Origin of the sequence: Halalkalibacter nanhaiisediminis (genome assembly GCF_007830185.1) — a bacterium.
GTDB lineage: Bacteria > Bacillota > Bacilli > Bacillales > Bacillaceae_D > Halalkalibacter > Halalkalibacter nanhaiisediminis.
The window spans coordinates 26,715-46,591 of the sequence record NZ_VLKZ01000007.1 but is presented as its reverse complement, the minus strand read 5'-3'; the positions used below and the strand labels follow the sequence as shown (position 1 = coordinate 46,591).

Below are 19,877 nucleotides of genomic sequence, written 5' to 3'. Positions count from 1 at the left end.
CAGACTAATCAGTTTGTTACTTCGTGAGTAATACACTTATCAAGTAAATTCTTCTCTTTCAAAACAGAGATAAGAGTTTCACCCATGACTGAAGGTGTCTCAGCTACTTTAATACCGCAGCTCTCAAGCGTTTTGATTTTTTCAGCAGCTGTACCTTTACCACCAGAGATAATCGCACCAGCATGGCCCATACGCTTTCCTGGAGGTGCTGTTTGTCCACCGATAAAGCCAACAACTGGTTTAGTCATATTCGCTTTTACCCATTCAGCAGCTTCCTCTTCAGCAGTACCACCGATTTCACCAATCATAATAACTGCATACGTCTCTGGATCTTCATTAAAAAGCTTTAATACATCAATGAAGTCTGTACCATTAACTGGGTCTCCGCCGATACCAACAGCAGATGATTGACCAATTCCATTTGTTGATAGTTGATGGACAGCTTCATATGTTAATGTACCAGAACGTGATACTACACCTACATGACCTTTTTTGTGAATATATCCTGGCATAATACCAATCTTACATTCTTCAGGAGTAATAACACCTGGGCAGTTAGGACCAATAAGGCGAGTTTTCTTACCTTCCATGTAGCGTTTGACATTAACCATATCCATTACCGGAATTCCTTCAGTAATACAAATAGCTAAATCAAGGCCTGCATCAGTCGCTTCCATGATTGCATCTGCAGCAAATGCAGGTGGTACATAGATTACAGACGCGTTTGCACCTGTTGCTTTTACCGCTTGCTCGACTGTATCAAATACTGGAATTCCTTCGACTTCTGTTCCGCCTTTACCTGGCGTTACACCACCAACAATATTCGTACCGTACTCAACAGCTTGTTGTGTATGGAACAAGCCTGTTGCTCCTGTAATCCCTTGAACGATTACCTTCGTATCTTTGTTAATGAGGATGCTCATTCTCTGTGTCCCGCCTTTCTATTTCACTAATGAAACGATTTTTTGTGCGCCATCAGCCATTGAATCAGCTGCAGTTATATTCAATCCTGATTCTTTAAGGATCTGCTTACCTAAGTCAACATTTGTTCCTTCAAGACGTACAACAAGAGGAATCTCTAAACCAACTTGTTTTGTTGCTTCTACAACACCTTCTGCAATAATGTCACACTTCATAATTCCACCGAAGATGTTAACGAAAATTCCTTTAACGCTGTCATCAGAAAGAATGATTTTGAATGCTTCAGTAACCTTTTCTGCTGTCGCACCGCCACCAACGTCAAGGAAGTTCGCAGGGTCTCCATTATAGTGCTTAATGATATCCATTGTTGCCATTGCTAGACCGGCACCATTAACCATACAACCGATATTCCCATCTAAAGAAATATAACTAAGGTCGTATTTTGACGCTTCAATTTCTTTTACATCTTCTTCTTCTAGATCACGGTAAGCAAGAATATCCTTTTGACGATAAAGTGCGTTTGAATCAAAATTCATTTTAGCGTCAAGAGCCATTACTTTCCCATCACCAGTTGTTACTAATGGGTTAATTTCGGCGATTGAACAATCTTTTTCGACAAACACTTTATATAATCCCATCATAAATTTCACTGCTTGACCAACTAATTCTTTAGGAATATTAATATTGAATGCAAGACGTCTTGCTTGGAAACCTTGAAGGCCGACTGCTGGGTCGATCACTTCTTTGAAAATTTTCTCGGGCGTTGCTTCTGCAACTTCCTCGATTTCCGTTCCGCCTTCTTCAGATGCCATCATAACAACACTTGAAGTAGCACGATCCAATACTAAACCTACATAGTATTCATTTTTAATATCGCAGCCTTCTTCAATAAGTAAGCGCTTAACTTCTTTGCCTTCTGGACCTGTCTGGTGAGTGACAAGTGTCTTACCAAGAATATCATCTGCATATGTACGGACTTCGTCAAGATTCTTCGCTACTTTTACTCCGCCAGCTTTTCCACGACCACCTGCATGGATTTGTGCTTTTACGACACATACGTCAGTACCCAATTCTTTTGCTGCTTCTACTGCTTCGTCAACAGAGAACGCTACTTTTCCGTTTGGAACAGCAACGCCATACTTACGAAGAAGTTCTTTCCCTTGATACTCATGGATATTCATTCTCTCTCCAGCCTCCTATCAGTTGCATGTAATTTCAAGCCACTCTTCTAATTCGATAATGAGTAGCAAAATCCTCTTTCATTTTAGCACTTATTTTAATATTTTGGGAGGGAAAATCCCCTCCAAATTCAAATAAATGAAAAAAAACTCATTTTTCCGTTTTTTAGTGCTTATTTTATTTCTGATTTTCTTCTTTTTTCGACTTTTTTAAAAGACTTTTCGACATATTTAGTGCTCTTGTATCTGATTCTACAATAGAGTGGTTCATACCAAATTCTTGTGCAAATTCTTCTTTATAAGTACTCATTAATGCTTCTTTCTCTGGTACAATCAACTTGTTCTGTTTCCCAATTTAACCCCCTTATCTAGTAAATTACCAACTTTTTTAAGAATAGAGTAAAGTGGCTTGTCATTTGCGTATTTAAATAATCTTTTCTTAACAAAAAAGTTGGCAACGTCATTATGCCCAACTAAGGACATAGTAACATTACCAACTTTTTATCCATTTTTATCAATTCGATAAATAAATGAAAAAATTTCTGCGACAACTTCATATAACTCAGGGGGAATTGATTGATTTAACTCAAGCTGACCAAGCATTTCCACAAGAGAGGGATCTTCTTGAATCGGAATATTATGTTCTTTTGCTTTAGCAATGATTTCATCCGCAACAAGCCCTTTTCCTTTTCCAACTACTTTTGGGGACACGTCCGTATCAGATTGATAACGAAGCGCCACTGCTTGCTTTCTTTTTTGATAATGGTTCATATTCGAACGTCAACTCCTTGATAACTGACGCTTTGTTGGTACATATGTTGAGTTTGTTGCTGAGGAGCTTGTGCTTCCTTCATTGTTTTCCATTTAACGGATAAGAGTTGATAATTTTGCTCATTTAATGACCGCTTTAATGATGGAATAAGCAAATCAATCAATGCCTGAGGCTTTTCTTGCTCATTAAATACCGTAACAGCAATGATACGATTTTGGATTTGTACATCAACAATTGTTTCTTCTAGTCGTTCTAACGTTAAATAAAAAAGGATTCGACAAAACGCTGGATCAAGTTCACCATTTGCTTGCTTCCTACCTTCCCACTGCATCGTCATGTCTGTTTGATATGCTCCTAAAGAAAGTGGAATTTGCATAATCATTTGATGTAGTGGTCCAGTTTGATCTTGTGCAAGCATTTGTTGCCCAGTCAAACGATGCAACGTTTGATTCACTTGCTCTTTCAACGCCGTAGGCAGCTCCTCTTGCTGTAAATGTAAAAGCATCGCTTTAAGTCGTTCTGAGGTAAGATTCTCTTTTGTTAAATCCCCTTGTAAAAAACGAGTGACGTCATGTTCATGCTGATAACCAAGCATCTGTAAAACCGACTGTAAATGAGCCCCTGCAGTTGTTCGCGCTTCGCTTACCTGCCCTTGAAAAGATGTAGTCGCTTCGAGTGTTTGCTGTAAAACGAGTCTCTCAGAGGGTATTAATGATTGAGTAGGCAATTGAATCCATCGTGCCTGAACTTCTGTCGCTTGCTCTTTTGTTTGGAGCAGGCTTAGCAACTGCTGCAATTGCGAGATACCTTCCTTACCAGCAGGAACCGATAATCTTGAAATCATTGTTTCAAAAACGACTTTCGCATCAAGTTTGGACAAATCCATCCCCTGGCCACTCGCTACATTTGGCCACAATTGCGAAACAATTTCTCGGTTAGCTGGGTTGAGTAGTGCTTGTTTAAATTGATCATATACTTGGCTTGGATTTGTTCCTTCAGGTATGACACCTAATCGTGTAAGCAGTTGCTCTGCTCCTTGTCTTGCTTCACTTGAAATTCCTTGACCTGTATACATTGATAGTAACTGCGGTATTGGTGATTGAGTGCTTTGAAACGCACCAGGCTTCAGTAAATTCGCTACGAGTTCGCTCACTTGTTGAGCAGCAGGATGAGCAGATTGTGATAATTGAGTCGACAATTGCTGTAATTGCTGACTAACAGATGGTTGTTTGGAAACTGCTTCAAAAGCTTGAAATGTCTCCTTCGTTAAAGGCAATTGCCTTTCCATCATGTTCATCAATGTTCGAAATCCTTTGTCATTAAATTGATTTAGCTCATTTAGCAGCTGTGCCCCTGCTAAAACAGATTGGCGTGTAAACGGTATTTGCTGTTCTGATAGTTGACGAATAAACGTTTCCATCCCCTTGGATTGTGGTAGACCTAATTGTTGCATGAGACGATCTACTGAAGGTTGAGTGGACAGCCCCTCCCTTTGTCTAAATGTATTGTCATCAAGTACACGTAAGCGAGGGATACCAGTTCCCTCTTGCACTTCAAACCAGTAGCGTTGGCCAGCTGTAAGAGCAGCCTCGAGCCTTGCTGTTACATTCATTCCATTCATTGACAGCGCAGCAACGTTATTAGGGAAAATTTTCGTTATTTGTCCTTGAAAGACATGCCCAGTTGCTAAAGTAATAGGACGAGATGGCTGAACACTCGCTGAAACCGTTCGTTGATTATGAACCTGGGAGTGAATCATTCTGCTCACCTCCTTTATATACTTAGATTTGATCAATTTCTTTAATAGGTCGAAAAGAACGACGGTGTTCCGGTGTTAAACCAAGACGTTCTATTGCCTCCAAATGCTCTTTTGTACCATATCCAGCATGACTTGAAAAGCCATACCCTGGAAAAGTTTGATCTAGTTTTCCCATGTAATCATCTCGTGCGACTTTTGCTAAAACAGAACTAGCTGCAATTGTTATACTTCTTTGATCACCTTTAATAAGAGATGTTTGTGGAATCGGTAGTTCTAATGACATGGCGTCAATTAATAAATGATCAGGTTTTCTATCAATCTCTTCAACCGCTTTCATCATCGCTTGCTTTGTCGCTTGATAAATATTAATGCGATCAATTTCTTCAGCATGAATCATCTGAATTGTATATGTGACTGATTCTCGTTTGATAATATCAGAAAATTCTTGGCGTTTTATTTTTGATAATTTTTTTGAATCTGTTAGTCCTAATAGCTTAAATGTTTCGGGAAGAATAACGGCTGCAACGACTACTGGTCCTGCTAATGGTCCTCTACCGACTTCATCTAAACCTGCGATTTGGGTAAATCCATCTAGACGCAATTGGTTTTCATATTGAGTCATTTCTTGATGCATATTTTCTAACATCATTCGTTTTTTTTCACGAGAATGATACCGTTTCAGTAATGTTTGAACACCTTTCCGCTCATCATTATCAAGCATCGCTAGTAAAGCTTCATCTACCTTATTTCTCTGTAATAGCTGCTCTTCTATTTGTTTAATTGAAAGGGTCACGACAATCTCTCCTTATTATGTATATCGACAGCTTCTTTGTTCGTCTAAAGGTACTCTAAATCAAATGTAAGCTGATTTATCTTATATATGAAAAAACCGATGAATATGCCATTTAAGCTCATTCATCGGCTAACTTATTATGCTTCTGGTGTTTCAAGTGAGATTCTACCTAGCGTACCAGAGCGCATCTCGCGCAAAATAATTTCTGCCGCTTTATCATAATCAACATAGCCACCAGGCAATAAACAACCTCGTTTTTTACCAATTTCATCAAAAAGAGCTACACCCTCATCAGGTATATCTTCTACTTTGTAACGCTTTTGGATAAGAGTTGGATAAGCATCTTTTAAATAGTTAAGCAAGAAGAGTGCGATATCTTGAAAATCAAGGAGTTCATCTTTAATAGCACCTGTCGCAGCCAATCTGTAACCAATTACTTGGTCTTCAAATTTAGGCCAAAGAATTCCTGGCGTATCTAGTAATTCCAGTTCAGTTCCTACCTTGATCCATTGTTGTTTTTTCGTCACACCAGGACGATCACCGACTTGAGCTGTTCGTTTGGAGGCAAGACGATTAATTAACGTTGACTTTCCTACATTAGGAATTCCAAGAATCATGGCTCTTATTGCTCTTGGCTTCATTCCCTTTGCTTTCATTTTATCCAGAATTGGTGTGGCTAGTTCCTTACACGCAGCTGGGATTTTCTCAACCCCTTTTCCTGTCTGAGCATTGATCGCTAGTACCATTGCCCCTTTTTTCTCAAAATATTTTTTCCATTTTTCTGTAACTGATTGATCTGCCAAATCAGCTTTATTTAATAAAATCAGCCTTGGCTTATGCGAAACAATCTCATCAATCATCGGATTACGCGAAGCTAGAGGAACCCTAGCATCAAGAAGCTCAATCACAACATCAATGAATTTGAGTTTCTCTGTGACCTCTCTTCGTGCTTTTGCCATATGACCTGGAAACCATTGAATAGTCAAACCTTACACCTACTTTGCAATACCTATATTTGTTAAAGGCCAAAAAACAACATTAGCTCTTCCTACAACCTCATCTATATGCACTGTACCGATATCCCTACTATCCTTACTGTGACGACGGTTATCTCCTAAAACAAACAACTCATCTTCAGGTACAACAGTCTCAGTTGTTACATCAACAAGTTTAAAATCACCTGTAACCGACCCACCATCATATATTTGTTTTAATTCGTCTAAATATGGTTCAGCGATTGCTTCGCCGTTCACATAGAGAATATCATCTCTATATTCAATCGTATCTCCTGGCAGACCAATGACACGTTTAATGTAATCCTTACCTGCTGGAGCATGGAAAACGATAATATCAAAACGTTTTGGTTCATCAAATATATAACCAATTTTATTAATAATCATTCGATCATTATGTTCTAAAGTTGGCATCATTGATTCACCATCAACAACGACTGGAGCAAACAAAAATTGACGTATGAGAAAGGCAAGAACAAGTGCAACTACAATTGCCTTTAGCCATTCCCATGATTCTTTTTTTTCCTCACTCATGCTGGTGCCCTCCATTAGCTATCACTCATATCAAAACGATGTTTATACTTTTATTCTTTTGCTACGTTTAAATTCCTTTAGAGTACAAGCATTAGTTTATCATATTCTTATCCAAAACACATTCTTAATCCCAGCATATATTTAATCGCATTAGAAGCTAAAAAAGGAGCTTAGTTCCCTAAGCTCCTTCCTTGGTTTTTTATCGGATTTCTTTAATACGAGCCGCTTTACCGCGTAGGTTACGCAAGTAGTAAAGTTTAGCACGACGTACTTTACCGCGACGCTTCACTTCGATCTTAGCGATCTTAGGTGAATGTAATGGGAATGTACGTTCAACGCCTACACCGTATGAGATCTTACGAGCTGTGAAAGTTTCGCTAACACCAGTACCACGACGCTTAATAACAACGCCTTCGAATAACTGGATACGCTCACGAGTTCCCTCAACAACTTTAACATGGATAACTAAAGTGTCACCAGGACGAAACGCTGGAAGATCACTACGTAGTTGCTCATTAGTAATTTCACGGATAATGTTGTTCATATAATTCCACTCCTTCCATACAGATGCTCTTATCAGGTCAACCTGCAGCGGAACATCGTAATCACTGGCTAATAGCCACAAGTGATATAGTACCATATTTCAATCAACTATACAAGGCGCTTTAGCCATTTCTTTCAAATTCACGAATCCATTCTTTTTGTCTTTCATTCAAGTCTTGTCTCTCTAGCAGATCAGGTCTTCTTAACCAGGTTCTTCTTAGCGATTCCCGCTCTCGCCACTCTTCTATCCGCTTGTGATGCCCTGATAGAAGAATATCGGGTACTTTCATCCCCCTAAACTCCGCAGGACGCGTATAATGAGGGTGTTCAAGCAAACCAGTAGAAAACGAATCTGTTATCGCAGACTCTGCATTTCCAAGAACACCAGGCAATAGCCTTGTTACACTATCAACAACAACCATTGCCCCTACCTCACCACCAGTTAGCACATAGTCCCCTATCGAGATTTCATCGGTAACAAGATGTTTCCTTACCCGTTCATCATACCCTTCATAATGTCCACACAATAAAATTAAATGCTCTTCCTCGGCTAATTCTTCCGCTTTCTGCTGTGAATATCGCTCTCCTTGAGGACAGAGTAAAATCACACGTGGCTTTGTATTGTTTCTTTTTCTCAAATCTTCAACAGCATCGAAAATGGGCTGAGCACGTAATACCATCCCTGCTCCACCACCATAAGGATAATCGTCAACCTTATCATGCTTATTATCAGCATATTGTCTAAAATCGACTACATTAAGCGAGACAGCGTTGCGATCCTGAGCTTGCTTTAAGATTGAGGAACCAAATACACCTGTAAACATATCTGGGAAAAGCGACAACACATCTATTTTCATTCTACTAAACCTTCCATTAAATGCACACGAATAATTTTCTCTTCAATATTGATGTCCTTAATAACATCTTCAATATAAGGTAGTAAAATATCTTTCCCCCCACCTATACGTTGAACAACCCAGACATCATTTGCCCCTGTTTCAATAATTTCTTTTATTTTCCCAAGCTCTGTACCTTCTTCGGTTATAACCAAACAACCGATGATCTCGTGGTAATAAAATTCACCTTCATCTAATTCCTTAAGTAATTCTTCCGACACATAAAGGGTCGCTCCTTTGAACTTTTCAACATCGTTGATGGAATGGTAGCCTTCAAATTGGAGGAGATCAAAATTTTTATGGCGACGATGATGACGAACTTCAACTGGAAATTCTTCTTTTTGACCTTCATGCCTAATCATGAGACTCGTCCCTATTGCATATCGTTCATCAGCAAAATCAGTCGTTGAAATAACTCTTACTTCTCCTCTTACTCCATGCGTGTTAACGACCTTACCAACTTTATACCAATTCGTCATGCTCACTCCTACTTTCTCGAATTTCATGTACAATACCGTTCTTAATTATAACTTCTATTTTTTGCTCAAAGTCTGGCCAAGGATCACCAACTTCTATATCAACTATACTTTCCGCTGTCCCTACCCCAATTTCAGAACCTAGTTCAAGCTTGTTAAGTTGCTGTACCTTAAACGAAATCGTTTGAAGTCTTTCTTCGCGCTTTTTAATTTCCTCTTTATAGCGTGCTCGTAAAGTAAGCTGTTCATGCTTATTTGGAATATCCTTTGTTGCTTTATGTAACTGAAACACAAGCTGCTCAAGCTCCCGTTCACATTGTATGATTTCTGTTTCGAATTCAGAAATAAGTGCTGCTTTTTTTTCTTCTGTGACAATGTGTTTAATGATAACTGTTCGAATTAGCTTCACAATACACCTCTTTGTGTTTCTTTTTCAGAACGAAGGCAATCCTTTATCCTTTACAAAGATTATAGCTATCAGTCTTACATTTGGTCAAAACCAATAGAAAAAGGGAGAGGTTTCCCCTCACCCTTTTTTCTGCGTTGCTAATCCACGATGTCTAATCGCACTCGCTTGTACTGCGACGGTGCTGCGGCAATTAATACCGAGCGTATCGCTTTAGCGGTCCGACCTTGCTTACCAATAACCTTCCCAATATCATCAGGATGAACAGTTAATCGTAAACAAAGGGTTTGTCCTTCTTGTACCTCTTCAACTTGAACATGTTCAGGCTGATCCACAAGTGCTTTTACAATGTGTTCAACTAACGCCTTCATGCGATTCTCCTTTTGGAAGAATTAATTACTTCTGGTTTTTTGCGTTGTGAAGCTTTTCCATTAACCCAGCTTTAGAGAAAAGATTACGAACTGTATCAGAAGGCTTTGCACCTTTAAGCATCCAGTCAAGAGCTTTTTCCTCAGCAATGTCAACCTTAGCTGGTTGAGTTAATGGGTTGTACGTTCCAATCTCTTCGATGAAACGACCGTCACGCGGTGCGCGAGAATCTGCTACTACTACACGATAGAATGGGGCCTTATTTGAACCCATACGCTTTAAACGAATTTTTACTGCCATTCGTGGGACACCTCCAAAAATATTTCACACAATAGTTTATAATATCATCAATTTTTCTAGTTATCAACTAGAAAAAAGGACTTCAGTTTTAAAATGGAAGCTTAAAGCCACCAAGACCTTTTCCTCGTTTCTTTCCTTTACCTGAGGTCATACCGGTCATTTGTTTCATCATTTTCTTCATGTCTTCAAATTGCTTTAATAGTCGGTTGACATCTTGAATTGTCGTACCACTACCATTTGCAATTCTACGGCGTCTACTTGCGTTCATGATACTTGGATCTTGCTTTTCCTTTTTTGTCATGGACCGAACGATCGCCTCGACCTTACCAATTTGCTTGTCATCTACTTGTAAATCCTTCATACCTTTAGCTTTGTTCAAGCCTGGTATCATACCAAGTATTTCATCAAGTGGACCCATATTACGAACTTGATCTAGCTGCTCAAGGAAATCATCAAATGTGAAATCCATATTCCGCATTTTTTTCTCAAGCTCTCTAACCTTTTCTTCATCAACATTCGACTGTGCTTTTTCAATAAGTGTAAGCACATCACCCATACCAAGTATTCGTGATGCCATACGCTCTGGATGAAAAGGCTCAAGTTGATCAATTTTTTCGCCCATCCCGACAAACTTAATTGGTGTATTTGTCACAGCTTTAACTGAAATAGCTGCCCCACCACGAGTATCCCCGTCAAGTTTTGTAAGGACGACACCAGTCACATCAAGCTGTTCATTGAAGCTCTCTGCCACATTCACAGCATCTTGACCAGTCATTGCATCAACAACAAGTAAAATTTCATCTGGTTTAGCTAGCTCTTTTACTTGCTTCAACTCATCCATTAAGGTTTCATCAATATGCAAACGACCTGCTGTATCAATCAGCACATAATCATGATGCTCTTCCTTTGCCTTTGAAATTGCTTGTTTAGCAATTTCAACAGGGCTGACTTGATCTCCTAAAGAAAAGACTGGCATATTTAACTGTTTGCCTAGTGTTTCTAGCTGCTTTATGGCCGCTGGACGGTAAATATCAGCCGCGACAAGCAACGGATTGCGATTATGCTTCTTGCGTAAATGATTTGCCAGCTTTGCCGTCGTTGTTGTCTTACCTGCACCTTGAAGGCCGACCATCATCACAACAGTTGGCGACTTTTGTGCTACTGCGATTTTGCTTTGCTCGCCCCCCATTAAAGCCGTTAATTCTTCATTAACCACCTTAATGACTTGTTGACCTGGCGTTAAGCTTTTCATCACTTCTTGCCCAAGTGCCTTTTCTTTCACACTTGCAATAAATTGCTTCACAACTTTAAAGTTAACATCCGCTTCTAGTAAAGCGAGCCGAACTTCACGCATCATATCTTTGATGTCTTGTTCGCTTACTTTTCCTTTACCACGAATTTTTGTTAATGTATCTTGCAGTCGCTCCGCTAAACCTTCAAATGCCATGTTGTCGCCTCCTAATCCAATTTCTCAAGAGAGTCAAGCATTGACATGATCTCTTCAGGAGTCGCATTGCTTTCGATTGCCTGCTTCATTTGAGCGACAAGTTCTGAACGCTTCTCAAACTTAGAAAGAAGCTTCAACTTGCTCTCATATTCCTCGAGCATTGCTTCTGTTCGCTTAATATTATCATAAACAGCTTGTCGACTAATATCAAACTCCTCGGCAATCTCACCTAAAGAGAAATCATCCAAATAATACAAGGACATATATTTACTCTGCTTCTGTGTTAGCAAGGATTGATAGAAATCGAATAAAAGATTCATTCGGAGCGTCTTCTCCAACACATAACCAACCCCTTGTTAAGTGATTTCCCTTTACGAGATATCATGTTACAACATCGCTTCGATACTGTCAAGTTTTTTTCTTAACAAAGGATCACTTATACCTAAACAAGTTTCTATCCTATATTAGATTTCATCCTACTAGCAGAGCCTCGTCGCTTTCTTATTGACTATCTTCCTGTTCTGCTTCTAGGACATCTTTAAACAATCCATACACAAATTGTTCCGCATCAAACGGTTGCAGATCGTCAACCTTTTCACCAAGTCCGATAAATTTCACAGGAATGTCAAGCTCATGACGAATCGCTAGAACAATCCCACCTTTAGCCGTTCCGTCAAGCTTCGTTAAGACAATACCCGATACATCTGTTGATTGACCGAACGTCTTTGCTTGTGACATCGCATTTTGACCAGTTGTTGCATCAAGAACAAGTAGAACTTCATGAGGTGCTCCAGGAACTTCACGTTCAATGATCCGCTTTACCTTCTCCAGTTCATTCATTAAGTTTACTTTGTTTTGAAGTCGTCCTGCTGTATCACAAAGTAAAACATCGATCTTACGTGCTTTAGCTGCTTGAAGAGCATCATACATGACGGCTGCAGGGTCCGACCCAGCTTGTTGCTTAATGACATCTACGCCGACACGCTCTCCCCATACTTCAAGCTGTTCAATGGCTCCTGCACGGAATGTATCACCCGCAGCCATCATCACAGATTTCCCTTGCTGCTTTAAGTGATGCGCAAGCTTACCAATACTTGTTGTTTTTCCGACTCCATTCACACCAACAACTAGGATAACAGTCATACCCGATTCTTGAAGGTTGAGAGATACATCATCCCCCTCTTTTTCAAGTAACTCAGCAAGCTTTTCTGAAATAACGGGTTGGATCTCTTTTGTATCCTTAATATTTCGTAAGCGAACTTCATCCTTTAACTCATCAATAAGCTCCATCACCGTCGTGACACCAACATCTGCACTAATTAACAGTTCTTCTAATTCCTCGAAAAAATCTTCATCTACTTTTCGATACCGGTACACAAGTTCATTCATGCGACCGACAAAGGAATCTCTCGTTTTTTCTAATCCTTGTTTAAATTTATCTGTTACCTCGGTCGTCTGATTCGTAATTTTTTCTTTTAATTTCTTAAAAAAGCTCATATTCGTCACCTAGCTTTCCACTAATTGTTTTGTTTCTTCTAGTTTAACTGAAACGAGTCTCGACACTCCTGATTCCTGCATCGTTACACCATAGAGAACGTCCGCTTCTTCCATCGTTCCTTTTCGGTGTGTAATGACAATAAATTGTGTCGCTGCACTGAAATCCTTCAGGAAATGAGCAAAGCGGCTAACGTTCGCTTCATCAAGCGCTGCTTCCACCTCATCAAGAACACAAAAAGGTACTGGACGGACACGTAAAATCGCAAACAACAGGCCAATTGCTGTTAATGCCCGCTCCCCACCAGATAATAGTGCGAGGTTTTGCATTTTCTTTCCTGGGGGTCTCGCTAAAATTTCCACACCTGTACTAAGCAAGTTATCTGGCTCAGTTAATACTAAATCAGCCTCACCTCCGCCAAACAATTGCTTGAAAATCTTTTGGAAATGAGCGCGAATTTGTATATATGTCTCATGAAAACGTCTAGTCATCTCTTGGTCCATTTCTGCAATGACGTCATGTAAAGTCGTTTTGGCATCCTGTAAATCCTGGCGTTGCTCATTTAAAAAGTCAAAACGCTCGCGAACTCGTTCGTATTCCTCGATTGCTCCAAGATTAACTGTCCCAAGCTCTTCAATCGCCAATTTAATGAGCTTCACCTTTGTTCTTGCTTCCTCAGGGTCTATTTGAAGCTTGTGCTGCATGCTTGCCGCTTCAAAGGAGAGCTCATATTCCTCACGAAGATGATTCAAACGATTATCGAGATCTACATCCATTCGATTGACCTTCACTTCAATTTGGCGACACTCATTTGCCACGTATGAATGGTCACCTTGCTGCTTTTTAAGAGCTTGTTCAAGCTTGACATATGCTTCATCAAGAGCATGTCTTTCCTGCTTCATCTTCATTATTCGTTCGGTAAGCTCCTGCTTTTTCATACGGCTTCGTTCAATCCGTTCTTCTAGGCTACTTTCTCCACCTGAACGATCAGATATTTCGCCAACTACCAATTCAAAATGGTCGCGAAGCTCTGTAAGCTCACTTTCTAATAGCGATTTAGCTGCACTTAAGCGCTTCGTCTGTTCTTTGATCGAAGAGAATCGTTCCTTTGCTGTTGCAAGTGCAATCTTATCCGTAGTGAGTTCTTCTTGTAATGTTTCCCTAGATTGACGCTGCTCAACTTGCTCAACTTCAAGCCGCTTCACTTCTTGCTCTAGCTGCTCGGCTTGTTTAGTCGTTTCCTCATATGTTACTTCAAGTTGTGTAAGACGAGTTTGGATTCGTTCAATATCTTCCGCAAAACCTGCTTTGTCGCGATCAAATCTCGAGAATTGATCCTGTGAAAGTTCGACTTCTCGTTCAAGATCACGTACATTCGCTTTTGCAACTTGAGCAATGTGACGAGCCTCTTCTCCGCTTGTACGAAGATCTTCAAGTGCTAGTTCTTCTGCTCCATTTTTGTCTTTTAATTGCTTTACTTCTTGCTCTAAATTTTCAGCAATACTAGTAAGTGTCATAAGTTTCTCTTGTAACTCTTCAAGTTCACGCTTTCTACCGAGCAATGGGGTTTGCTTTTGTTTCATCGCCCCCCCTGTCATCGAGCCTCCTGGATTTACAACGTCACCGTCCAGCGTAACAACTCGAAAGCGATGTCCCGTTATTTTCGCTAGCTCATTGGCTCCTTGTAAATCATTTGCGATGATGACATGCCCAAGCAAATGAAAGATGACGTTCTCATATTTTTTGTCAAAAGATAATAAAGAGGCCGCGACACCTATGAAAGCAGAGTGACCTTCAATTTGCTGTAATTGAAAGCCTGGTATCTCCCTTGGTTTCATGACAGGTAGTGGTAAAAATGTCGCGCGACCGATCCGATTTTGTTTGAGAAATTGAATCGCTTTTCTTGCATTAGCTTCAGATTCCATGACGATATGCTGTGAAGCCCCTCCTAAAGCAATTTCTAGGGCTGTCTCATAATCCTTTGGCACTTGAATCAATTCAGCAACCGCGCCAAGCACGCCTGGGAGTTGCCCGCGAGCCTTCAGTATTTCCTTTACACCGTGAAAGAACCCCGAGAAATCAGCTTGCATCTCTTCTAACACATCCGCTCGGGACTGTAGTCGCTGCAAGATTTGATACGTCTCATAGAGCTGTGTTTCTTTTTGATGATAGAGCTCTTTTTGCGTTTCATGCTGACGCAAAAGCTTACGATAATCTTCGCCAACCTTCGCCAAATCTTTTTCCTTTTCGTCGGCTTCTTGTATCGCTTCCTTAAGTCGCTCCAATAGTTCCGTGCGACTAGTAAGCAAACCCTCATTCTCAGAAATCAATCGTTCTTGCTTCACGCTTTGCTGTCTGATCTGCTCTTCAAGATAGCGACGTTCATTTCGAATACTTGCCTGTTCATTTAGAACCTCAATATAGTCTGCCTTAAGGCGATCTATCTCTTCTTCCCTATTTGAGCTAGCTCGATTAATTAGAGATTGTTTTTTTGACACGAGCTCTTCTAACTCTTCTAACTGGCTACGCGCATGTTCAAGTTTCTCTTTTTCTGCTTGCCATTCTTGATTTATAGCGGTAAATTGATCTGATTTATCTTTTAAAGCACGTTCTAATTGTTCTTTATTTTGAGAAGCATTTCGCTTCCGTTCTTTTAATACTTGGCGCTTTCCTTCGTTTTTTTCAAGCTCTTCACTTTCGAAAAGGAGTTCTTCCTGCGCTTGGTTATACTCGGTTGCTAGTAAAGTTGTTTTCTCTCGTAACGATAAACGCTGCTGTTCCATATCTTCTAGCTTTTTCTCATACTCATCAAACTGTTCTCTAACACGAGTTAATTTCTTTTTCTCATTTTCCCACTGACCATGAAGCTCATTAATTTCATGAACGAGTAAAGCAATATCTACTTCTTTTAATTCCTCGCGTTTTTGCAAATAATCTTTCGCGATAGAAGCTTGAATTTGAAGGGGCTCAACTTGATCTTCTAATTCATGAAGAATATCCTCAACCCGAAATAAGTTGTCTTGCGTTTCAATTAAGCGCTTTTCCGCTTTTACTTTGCGTGTCTTATATTTCAATACACCTGCGGCCTCTTCAAAGATCACTCGACGATCTTCAGCTTTATTACTTAATATCTCTTCGACCTTCCCTTGTCCAATAATCGAATAGGCTTCTCGACCTAAGCCAGAATCCAAAAATAAATCTACGATATCCTTTAAACGACAAGGCTGTTTATTGATTAAATATTCACTATCACCTGAACGATACACTCTTCGCGTCACGCTCACTTCGCTATAGTCAATTGCAAGATGCTGGTCCTCATTATCAAGAACAAGACTAACCTCAGCATAATTAAGTGGCTTGCGACTATCACTTCCAGCAAAAATAATGTCCTCCATTTTTGAACCTCGAAGTGACTTTGCTGATTGCTCACCAAGTACCCATCGTATACTGTCAGATATATTACTTTTCCCGCTTCCGTTTGGCCCGACAACTGCCGTGACACCCGGAACAAAATCAATATTAATTTGTTCTGCAAAAGATTTGAATCCTACGACTTCAAGTCGTTTGAGGAACATACTTTTTCCCCCTTACCATGATTAACAACCTATCTATTCTACCATATGAAGCTTATCTATAATATCAGACATTCATCCGATTAAACAATCGAGTTCTTAATTATAAACTAAGGACATCTATGTCACTCTATGATACGATAAGAATATCTAGTTGCAAATAGGAGTGAGGAAATGGATTTAACGACTAACAAACGCGAAAATATTGAGTTTATGCTTGAAGAGATCAAAAAGAAACTGCAAATTGTCAATGCAGGTGCTCTTAATTCCAAAAGCTTTGATACCGATCAGTATGAAGATTTACGAGATATTTATGAAATGATCAAGAAAAAGAATTCATTTTCGGTTAGTGAACTCGATGCAATTGTGTCTGAACTTGGCCGACTACGCAAATAAGAAAACGTCCTCTCAAATAAAATGGAGAGGACGTTTTCTTATTTAAGCTTTTCCTGTTCACTTAATTTCATCAAAGCTTGTTGTGCTGCATGCTGCTCAGCTTCTTTCTTAGAGCGCCCAGTCCCAATTCCGAGTGTTGATTCATTTAGCTGCACTTCAGAGACAAATTCACGATTATGTGCAGGTCCACGCTCTTGGACAATAATATATTGGATTTGTCCTAAATTATCACGCTGAATGAACTCTTGTAGCTGACTTTTGAAATCCATCATATGCGAAAAAGCACCATCATTAATCTTTGGATACATTGTCTTGCTTAAGAACTGGTAAACTATTTCAAGACCTTGGTCTAAATACAAGGCGCCAATAAATGCTTCAAACACATCAGCAAGCAAGGCTGGGCGCGCTCTTCCACCAGTCATTTCTTCTCCCTTTCCAAGTAACACAACTTCACCAAAATGAAGCTCATGTGCAAAGCGGGCAAGAGAAGGTTCACAAACGATTGAAGCACGAAGCTTAGTCATATCTCCTTCGCTCATTGCAGTAAATTTTTTAAATAAAAACTGAGAGACCGCAAGCTCTAAAACCGCATCTCCAAGAAACTCTAAACGCTCATTATCTTGAAAAGAATAAATTCGGTGCTCATTCACATAGGATGAATGCGTGAAAGCTTGGATTAAGAGCTTTCGGTTTTCAAAAGTCAACTCAACACGTTCCATTAAGACATCGAATTGCTTTTTCTGTTCTTCTGTTAAAATCATTTTTCTAGGTGCCCGTCTTCGATCACTCGATTGATGGGACTTCGCTTTACGTTGGTACTTCGAAGATTGTGGCATTGTAACCTCCAACATCATAAAAAATTAGTAACCGTCGATTGTTTATTACGTCAAGAGACGATAAACGACACACAAACCAAGCTTACTACACATTTTAAAAGCAAGTCCCATATGGCGCAACCACATGGGACTTAACTCTTTTACTGACGGCTGTTTATGTAATCAACGACATCAGCAACAGTCGCAATTTTCTCAGCTTCCTCATCAGAAATTTCTAAGTCAAACTCATCTTCAAGTTCCATTACAAGTTCAACTACATCCAATGAATCTGCACCTAAATCATCTTTAAAAGAAGCCTCAGGTTTTACTTCTGCCTCTTCTACACCAAGACGATCAACAACAATTTTTGTTACACGTGATAATGTATCTGCCATGTTCCGTTCACCTCCTCTCAAGGTTTGATGAAGGCTAGGAGAATTTTACCGATGAACACGATTTCTGTCAAGCTCTCTTTTCTCCCAAGTGACCCTCTTACTTACGGCATTACCATCCCACCGTCGACATGTAAAGTTTGTCCAGTCATATAATCAGCATCTGCACTTGCTAGGAAACGGACAACTCTTGCAATATGCTCAGGTTTCCCAAGAGTAGCAAGTGGAATTTGCGTTAGAAGTTGACCTTTTACATCTTCCCCAAGCTCGTCAGTCATATCTGTCTCAATGAAACCTGGAGCAACTGCATTAACGTGTATATTACGATTTGCTAATTCTCGTGCCATCGTCTTCGTTAATCCAATCACACCTGCTTTTGCTGCTACATAATTAGCTTGTCCAGCATTTCCTAATGTAGCTACAACAGATGCTACATTAATAATTCTTCCATATCGTTGCTTCATCATTTGACGAGTCACTGCTTTTGAACAGTTAAAGACACCTTTTAAATTCGTATTAATGACCGCATCCCATTCTTCTTCTTTCATACGCATGATGAGATTATCCTTTGTAATTCCGGCATTATTAACAAGGATATCGACTCTACCAAATGTATCGATCGCCTCTTTCACCATTTCTGTAACCTGTTCACTATTTGCAATGTCAGCCTGAATCGCTAACGCATCAACACCAAGCTCCTTAATTTCCACGACCACTTGCTCTGCCTTTTCTTTACTTCCAGCGTAATTAACTACTACATTTGCTCCGTTGCGCGCTAATTCAATGGCTGTTGCTCGTCCAATCCCGCGAGAAGCACCTGTTACGATCGCCACTTTACCTTGTAACATTATCGTTCACCCCTTCAAGCATTTCTTTTAGCTTTAACACTCCCTCACGATTGCTAATAGCCATCGCTTTTGCTCTCCGTTCAACTTTACGTACAAGTCCCGTTAAAACGTTACCTGAGCCTACTTCAACAAATGTATCGACACCAGCAGCAAGTAATGTCCGAATCGTATCCTCCCAAAGGACTGGTGAATACACCTGTTCAATTAAGTTTATACGAACCTGAGCTGAGTCTTGTACCGCTTCTGCCGAAACATTCGCGATTACTGGAATAACAGCATCACAAATCTCAATGCCTTGAAGAACACCTTCAAGTTTGATAGCGGCTGGCTTCATTAATGATGAATGAAACGGTCCACTCACTTGGAGTGGGATCACCCGCTTTGCCCCAGCTTCTTTCGCCTTGACACTTGCTAACTCAATTCCTTTAGCTGAACCTGAAAGAACGATTTGTCCAGGGCAATTCAAGTTTGCAAGTTCTGCTATTTCACCAGATTCTCTTGCGACAGCTTCACAAACTTCTTCCAGCGTTGCACGATCCAATCCTAGAACAGCTGCCATCGCTCCCTCTCCAAAAGGAACGGCTTCTTCCATAAACAATCCTCTGTTTCTTACAGCATAAACAGCATCTTCAAAAGTCATCGCTTTTGACGCTACGAGTGCACTATATTCTCCTAAACTATGTCCAGCTACATAATCTGGGGTAATTCCTTCTTCTTGCAAAAGTTCAAGAACAGCTGTACTCATTGTCACTAAAGCGGGCTGAGTGTGCTCTGTTCTTTTAAGAGTATCTTCTGGTCCTTCAAGCATTATTGTAGAAAGAGCATACTCAAGCTTTGCATCTGCTCGATCAAAAATATCTTTACAACTGCTTTCTTTTTCAATTAGCTCTTGACCCATTCCAACAGCTTGAGACCCTTGTCCTGGAAACAGAAAGGCTATTTTCCCCATCAA

At 40.0% G+C, this 19,877-nt stretch carries 23 protein-coding genes; 1 reads left to right on the top strand and 22 read right to left on the bottom strand.

The genetic code is table 11. The features are described from left to right. Window positions 1-8: 8 nt before the first annotated feature. The 18 genes from sucD to smc form a co-directional block, all read right to left on the bottom strand. Window positions 9-923: a succinate--CoA ligase subunit alpha gene (gene sucD, locus IQ10_RS13105; RefSeq protein ID WP_144450947.1), complete on the bottom strand. Its 915-nt coding sequence runs from the start codon at window positions 921-923 to the stop codon at window positions 9-11. 18 nt (window positions 924-941) lie between these two features. Beyond that, entirely contained in the window at window positions 942-2,102 is a 1,161-nt protein-coding gene (gene sucC / locus IQ10_RS13100) for an ADP-forming succinate--CoA ligase subunit beta (protein WP_144450946.1), read from the bottom strand. A 175-nt stretch (window positions 2,103-2,277) separates the two neighbouring features. Continuing rightward, window positions 2,278-2,436, bottom strand: coding sequence for a hypothetical protein (locus tag IQ10_RS18060; protein WP_158640042.1), 159 nt, complete (start codon window positions 2,434-2,436; stop codon window positions 2,278-2,280). 164 nt (window positions 2,437-2,600) lie between these two features. Then, window positions 2,601-2,870, bottom strand: coding sequence for an EscU/YscU/HrcU family type III secretion system export apparatus switch protein (locus IQ10_RS13095; protein WP_144450945.1), 270 nt, complete (start codon window positions 2,868-2,870; stop codon window positions 2,601-2,603). Next, a complete protein-coding gene (locus tag IQ10_RS13090) occupies window positions 2,867-4,630 on the bottom strand; it encodes a hypothetical protein (protein ID WP_144450944.1) in 1,764 nt (587 codons plus the stop codon). Before IQ10_RS13090 ends, IQ10_RS13095 begins: the two co-directional genes overlap by 4 nt. 22 nt (window positions 4,631-4,652) lie before the next feature. Continuing rightward, complete coding sequence (rnhB, locus tag IQ10_RS13085; RefSeq protein WP_144450943.1) at window positions 4,653-5,423, bottom strand: ribonuclease HII; 771 nt, start codon at window positions 5,421-5,423, stop codon at window positions 4,653-4,655. 137 nt (window positions 5,424-5,560) lie between these two features. Beyond that, window positions 5,561-6,409, bottom strand: a complete 849-nt coding sequence (ylqF, locus tag IQ10_RS13080) for a ribosome biogenesis GTPase YlqF (RefSeq protein WP_144450942.1) — start codon at window positions 6,407-6,409, stop codon at window positions 5,561-5,563. Window positions 6,410-6,418: 9 nt separating this feature from the next. Beyond that, window positions 6,419-6,970 carry a signal peptidase I gene (lepB, locus tag IQ10_RS13075; RefSeq protein ID WP_242009829.1) on the bottom strand — a complete coding sequence of 184 codons (552 nt, stop codon included), beginning with the start codon at window positions 6,968-6,970 and terminating at the stop codon, window positions 6,419-6,421. Window positions 6,971-7,169: 199 nt separating this feature from the next. Then, window positions 7,170-7,514, bottom strand: coding sequence for a 50S ribosomal protein L19 (gene rplS, locus IQ10_RS13070; protein ID WP_144450940.1), 345 nt, complete (start codon window positions 7,512-7,514; stop codon window positions 7,170-7,172). Window positions 7,515-7,635: 121 nt separating this feature from the next. Continuing rightward, entirely contained in the window at window positions 7,636-8,370 is a 735-nt protein-coding gene (gene trmD / locus IQ10_RS13065) for a tRNA (guanosine(37)-N1)-methyltransferase TrmD (protein WP_144450939.1), read from the bottom strand. Further along, window positions 8,367-8,888, bottom strand: a complete 522-nt coding sequence (gene rimM / locus IQ10_RS13060) for a ribosome maturation factor RimM (protein WP_144450938.1) — start codon at window positions 8,886-8,888, stop codon at window positions 8,367-8,369. Before rimM ends, trmD begins: the two co-directional genes overlap by 4 nt. Then, the gene (locus tag IQ10_RS13055) at window positions 8,872-9,294 is read right to left on the bottom strand and encodes a YlqD family protein (RefSeq protein WP_144450937.1); all 423 of its coding nucleotides are present in this window, start codon (window positions 9,292-9,294) and stop codon (window positions 8,872-8,874) included. Before IQ10_RS13055 ends, rimM begins: the two co-directional genes overlap by 17 nt. Window positions 9,295-9,431: 137 nt before the next feature. Beyond that, window positions 9,432-9,662: a KH domain-containing protein gene (locus tag IQ10_RS13050; protein ID WP_144450936.1), complete on the bottom strand. Its 231-nt coding sequence runs from the start codon at window positions 9,660-9,662 to the stop codon at window positions 9,432-9,434. Window positions 9,663-9,687: 25 nt separating this feature from the next. Beyond that, complete coding sequence (rpsP, locus tag IQ10_RS13045) at window positions 9,688-9,960, bottom strand: 30S ribosomal protein S16 (RefSeq protein WP_144450935.1); 273 nt, start codon at window positions 9,958-9,960, stop codon at window positions 9,688-9,690. An 88-nt stretch (window positions 9,961-10,048) separates the two neighbouring features. Next, a complete protein-coding gene (gene ffh / locus IQ10_RS13040) occupies window positions 10,049-11,407 on the bottom strand; it encodes a signal recognition particle protein (protein WP_144450934.1) in 1,359 nt (452 codons plus the stop codon). A gap of 11 nt (window positions 11,408-11,418) precedes the next feature. Beyond that, on the bottom strand, window positions 11,419-11,748 hold the full coding sequence (locus IQ10_RS13035) for a putative DNA-binding protein (RefSeq protein WP_144450933.1): 330 nt from the start codon (window positions 11,746-11,748) through the stop codon (window positions 11,419-11,421). 160 nt (window positions 11,749-11,908) lie between these two features. After that, the gene (ftsY, locus tag IQ10_RS13030) at window positions 11,909-12,904 is read right to left on the bottom strand and encodes a signal recognition particle-docking protein FtsY (protein ID WP_144450932.1); all 996 of its coding nucleotides are present in this window, start codon (window positions 12,902-12,904) and stop codon (window positions 11,909-11,911) included. A gap of 9 nt (window positions 12,905-12,913) precedes the next feature. Continuing rightward, window positions 12,914-16,477 (bottom strand): chromosome segregation protein SMC, encoded by a 3,564-nt coding sequence (smc, locus tag IQ10_RS13025; RefSeq protein WP_144450931.1) that lies wholly within the window; start codon window positions 16,475-16,477, stop codon window positions 12,914-12,916. 171 nt (window positions 16,478-16,648) lie between these two features. Here smc and IQ10_RS13020 point away from each other — a divergent pair, with 171 nt between their 5' ends. Further along, the gene (locus tag IQ10_RS13020; RefSeq protein ID WP_144450930.1) at window positions 16,649-16,870 is read left to right on the top strand and encodes a DUF1128 domain-containing protein; all 222 of its coding nucleotides are present in this window, start codon (window positions 16,649-16,651) and stop codon (window positions 16,868-16,870) included. Window positions 16,871-16,908: 38 nt separating this feature from the next. Here IQ10_RS13020 and rnc read toward each other — a convergent pair whose 3' ends face one another. The 4 genes from rnc to fabD form a co-directional block, all read right to left on the bottom strand. Beyond that, window positions 16,909-17,631 carry a ribonuclease III gene (rnc, locus tag IQ10_RS13015; protein ID WP_242009831.1) on the bottom strand — a complete coding sequence of 241 codons (723 nt, stop codon included), beginning with the start codon at window positions 17,629-17,631 and terminating at the stop codon, window positions 16,909-16,911. A gap of 215 nt (window positions 17,632-17,846) precedes the next feature. Next, window positions 17,847-18,080: an acyl carrier protein gene (acpP, locus tag IQ10_RS13010; RefSeq protein ID WP_144450928.1), complete on the bottom strand. Its 234-nt coding sequence runs from the start codon at window positions 18,078-18,080 to the stop codon at window positions 17,847-17,849. Between the two features lie 101 nt (window positions 18,081-18,181). Next, window positions 18,182-18,925: a 3-oxoacyl-[acyl-carrier-protein] reductase gene (gene fabG, locus IQ10_RS13005; RefSeq protein ID WP_144450927.1), complete on the bottom strand. Its 744-nt coding sequence runs from the start codon at window positions 18,923-18,925 to the stop codon at window positions 18,182-18,184. Then, on the bottom strand, window positions 18,912-19,874 hold the full coding sequence (gene fabD / locus IQ10_RS13000; RefSeq protein WP_144450926.1) for an ACP S-malonyltransferase: 963 nt from the start codon (window positions 19,872-19,874) through the stop codon (window positions 18,912-18,914). The genes fabG and fabD overlap by 14 nt, the downstream gene beginning before the upstream one ends. Between the last annotated feature and the right edge of the window lie 3 nt (window positions 19,875-19,877).

Coding starts and splice junctions, on each gene's coding strand:
- sucD (WP_144450947.1), bottom strand. CDS start 923: ATGAGCATCCTCATTAACAAAGATACGAAGGTAATCGTTCAAGGGATT.
- sucC (WP_144450946.1), bottom strand. CDS start 2,102: ATGAATATCCATGAGTATCAAGGGAAAGAACTTCTTCGTAAGTATGGC.
- IQ10_RS13095 (WP_144450945.1), bottom strand. CDS start 2,870: ATGAACCATTATCAAAAAAGAAAGCAAGCAGTGGCGCTTCGTTATCAA.
- IQ10_RS13090 (WP_144450944.1), bottom strand. CDS start 4,630: ATGATTCACTCCCAGGTTCATAATCAACGAACGGTTTCAGCGAGTGTT.
- lepB (WP_242009829.1), bottom strand. CDS start 6,970: ATGAGTGAGGAAAAAAAAGAATCATGGGAATGGCTAAAGGCAATTGTA.
- rplS (WP_144450940.1), bottom strand. CDS start 7,514: ATGAACAACATTATCCGTGAAATTACTAATGAGCAACTACGTAGTGAT.
- trmD (WP_144450939.1), bottom strand. CDS start 8,370: ATGAAAATAGATGTGTTGTCGCTTTTCCCAGATATGTTTACAGGTGTA.
- rimM (WP_144450938.1), bottom strand. CDS start 8,888: ATGACGAATTGGTATAAAGTTGGTAAGGTCGTTAACACGCATGGAGTA.
- IQ10_RS13050 (WP_144450936.1), bottom strand. CDS start 9,662: ATGAAGGCGTTAGTTGAACACATTGTAAAAGCACTTGTGGATCAGCCT.
- rpsP (WP_144450935.1), bottom strand. CDS start 9,960: ATGGCAGTAAAAATTCGTTTAAAGCGTATGGGTTCAAATAAGGCCCCA.
- ffh (WP_144450934.1), bottom strand. CDS start 11,407: ATGGCATTTGAAGGTTTAGCGGAGCGACTGCAAGATACATTAACAAAA.
- ftsY (WP_144450932.1), bottom strand. CDS start 12,904: ATGAGCTTTTTTAAGAAATTAAAAGAAAAAATTACGAATCAGACGACC.
- smc (WP_144450931.1), bottom strand. CDS start 16,477: ATGTTCCTCAAACGACTTGAAGTCGTAGGATTCAAATCTTTTGCAGAA.
- IQ10_RS13020 (WP_144450930.1), top strand. CDS start 16,649: ATGGATTTAACGACTAACAAACGCGAAAATATTGAGTTTATGCTTGAA.
- rnc (WP_242009831.1), bottom strand. CDS start 17,631: ATGATTTTAACAGAAGAACAGAAAAAGCAATTCGATGTCTTAATGGAA.
- acpP (WP_144450928.1), bottom strand. CDS start 18,080: ATGGCAGATACATTATCACGTGTAACAAAAATTGTTGTTGATCGTCTT.
- fabG (WP_144450927.1), bottom strand. CDS start 18,925: ATGTTACAAGGTAAAGTGGCGATCGTAACAGGTGCTTCTCGCGGGATT.
- fabD (WP_144450926.1), bottom strand. CDS start 19,874: ATGGGGAAAATAGCCTTTCTGTTTCCAGGACAAGGGTCTCAAGCTGTT.